General features: G+C 66.4%; 2 protein-coding genes and 1 pseudogene. 1 reads left to right on the plus strand and 2 read right to left on the minus strand.

Annotated elements, in window-relative coordinates; translation table 11 throughout:
- Positions 1-140, minus strand: a pseudogene (locus FFS27_RS31395) (RidA family protein); the annotation flags it as partial.
- 52 nt (positions 141-192) lie between these two features.
- Positions 193-1,554 carry an MFS transporter gene (locus FFS27_RS31400; RefSeq protein ID WP_003132942.1) on the minus strand — a complete coding sequence of 454 codons (1,362 nt, stop codon included), beginning with the start codon at positions 1,552-1,554 and terminating at the stop codon, positions 193-195.
- Between the two features lie 377 nt (positions 1,555-1,931).
- Between FFS27_RS31400 and FFS27_RS31410 the strand changes: the two genes are divergently transcribed.
- The coding region (locus tag FFS27_RS31410) for a LysR substrate-binding domain-containing protein (protein WP_050397733.1) at positions 1,932-2,630 on the plus strand (699 nt) is incomplete at its 3' end.

Here is a 2,630-nt window from a genome sequence, read left to right on the forward strand (position 1 = left end):
ATGTTCTCCAGGACCTGGCGGGTCTGGTCCTGGATGTCACCGCTGGGATCGTCGGCGACCTGGCCGCCGATGTAGAGGGTGTTGCCGTGCAGGGCCATTTCGGCCCGGCGTTTGACGACTTCGAAGCGTTCGATATGCATGAGGGTTTCCCTGGCTTGAAAAGACGCTGGTGGCGCGGCGGGCGCGCCGGAGTCAGGAGCGGATCGGGCGGAAGTCCCCCAGGCTGGGGATGTTCCTGTGGCCTTTCACAACACCGTCGGGTCGGCTGTTCCAGTGCGGGAGGAGCACCGCGGTGGCGATCAGGGCGGCGACGGTGAAGCCGATGAACACCGTGTAGGTGTCGAAATAGCCGGGCAGCAGGCCACCGAGGATCGCGCCCACCGAACCGCAGCCATTGACGAAGCCGGAGGCGGTGCCGGCGGCCTCGCCGGTGCCGAAGTCGATGGCGGCGGAGCCGCAGATCATCGAGTCCGGGCCGTACAGGGTCAGTCCCATCATGAACAGCAGGCCGACCACTATCGGAATGCTGCCGGTGGTCATCGCCGGGACGAACAGCGCCAGGCAGACGGTCAGCGCCAGCAGGCTGATCACGCAGGCCGGCATGCGCCGTGCGCCGAACAGCTTGTCCGAGGCGAAGCCGATCAGGATCGGGCCGAGCAGGCCGGCTACCTCGAAGGCGGTGGGAACGATCGCCGCGCCGACCTTGCCGAGCGCCGGCATGCGTTCGTAGACGATCACCGGTCCCCACAGGAGGATCGCGTAGCGCGCCGGCTTGAGCAGGAAGTAGGCCAGGCCGAGGCAGAGCACCGTGCGGTTGCGCACCACCTTGGCGAGTACCTGCAGGCTGCCGCCGTTGCCGCCTTCCGGCCTGAAGCCGGCATAGCGCACGGCCTCGCTCGCGACCTGCGGTTCGACGGGTGGATGGCCGACGTCCTCCGGGCGGTTGCGCTGCAACAACAGGAACAGCAGGGCCACGCCGCCGACCACCGCGGCGCTGGAGTAGAACGCCGCGTGCCAGGTACCGAACACGCTGTACGCCCACCAGCCGGCGAACGGCGAGGCGACCAGTCCGCCGAAGGCGTAGCAGGTGCTCCACAGGCCGAGCACCCGACCGCGTTCGTGGGTGGCGAAGAAACTGCCGATGTTCTTGCACAGCCCCGACCAGCCGGTGGACTGCGCCAGTCCCTGGACCACCATGCAAGTGGCGAAGATCGGCAGGGTGGCGAAGGTGCCCATGACCACCGCGGCCAGTGCGGAGATCAGCAGGCCGCCGAACACCACGATGCGCGGGCCGAAGCGGTCGGCCAGCACGCCCCAGGTGAACTGGCCGACGGCATAGGCGGCGAGGTAGATGGCATCGAGATCGGCCATCGCCATCTTGTCCAACTGGAAGCCCGGATCTTCGGCGATGCCGAGCTTGGCGACGGAAAAGGCCTTGCGGGTGAAATAGAAGGCGGCGTAGGCCAGCCAGGTGATCGCGAATATCTGCAGGCGCCAGCGCTGGAAGCTGGACACGGGAGAGGACGGCAGCGCCGTCCCGGGACGTTGATTCATGGTTCTGACCTCGATCTTGTTATCGGTGCCGGCAGGTGTGAGGGGAACACGCCTTGTTGTTGTTCTGATGAGCACTTCCGCACCGCCATGTCGCGGTGCTTGGTCAGAGGGATCTGGAGTCGGCTTCACCTCCTGGGTAAGGGTTGCGGATGCCCAGGCAGGGGCTGGCTGCCGAGGCGCTGGCGCGCTGTGGTGAAGCGATGGAAACAATTCCGGATAAATAAATGAAATCGATTTATCAAATTTTAAATATAAGTTTTACTTGTTTGTCCGTAGGCCTGGCGCGGCGTGGGTCGAGGAAGTTGACCGAACGGTCATCCCCGTGTGCGCCGCCCATGGCGCGGAACCCCTTGTCCTGCCTGGAGTGGTGAAGGTCCATGTCGGTATCCCATGCGCAGTTGAAGGCTTTCCATGCAGTCGCCGTGTACGGCAGCTTCACGCGCGCCGCCGAGCGCCTGTTTCTCACCCAGCCGGCGGTTTCCGACCAGGTGCGCAAGCTGGAGGAGCGTTACGGCGTGCTGCTGTTCCACCGTAACAAGCGCTCGGTGCGCCTGAGCGAACTGGGCGAGCGCCTGCTCGCGGTGACCCAGCGGCTGTTCGCGATCGAGGCCGAGGCGGAGGAGCTGTTGTCCGCCTCCAGCGCCCTGCAGACCGGCACCCTGACCCTGGCGGTGGATGCGCCGGTGCACGTATTGCCGCAGATCGCGCGTTTCTGCGAGCGCTATCCGGGCATCGCGGTGCGGGTGGAGACCGGCAATACCGACGAGTCTCTGCAGCGACTGTTCAGCTACCAGGCCGACCTGGCCCTGTTGGGCCGGGACGTCAGCGACGAGCGGTTGCTTTCGCTGACCCTGCGCAACGATCCGATCGTCGCCTTCGTTTCGCTCAGCCATCCGTGGGCCGGGCGCGAGTCGATCCGCCTCGCCGATCTCGACGACATGCCGCTGGTGCTGCGCGAGCAGGGCTCGGTGACCCGCCAGACCCTGGAGGAGGAGATGAGCCGCGCCGGCCTGCGGATCCGCCCGGCGATCCAGGTCGAGGGCCGCGAGGCCTCGCGCGAGGCGGTGGTGGCGGGG

Source organism: Pseudomonas sp. 2VD (assembly GCF_005503585.1).
Lineage (GTDB): Bacteria > Pseudomonadota > Gammaproteobacteria > Pseudomonadales > Pseudomonadaceae > Pseudomonas > Pseudomonas aeruginosa.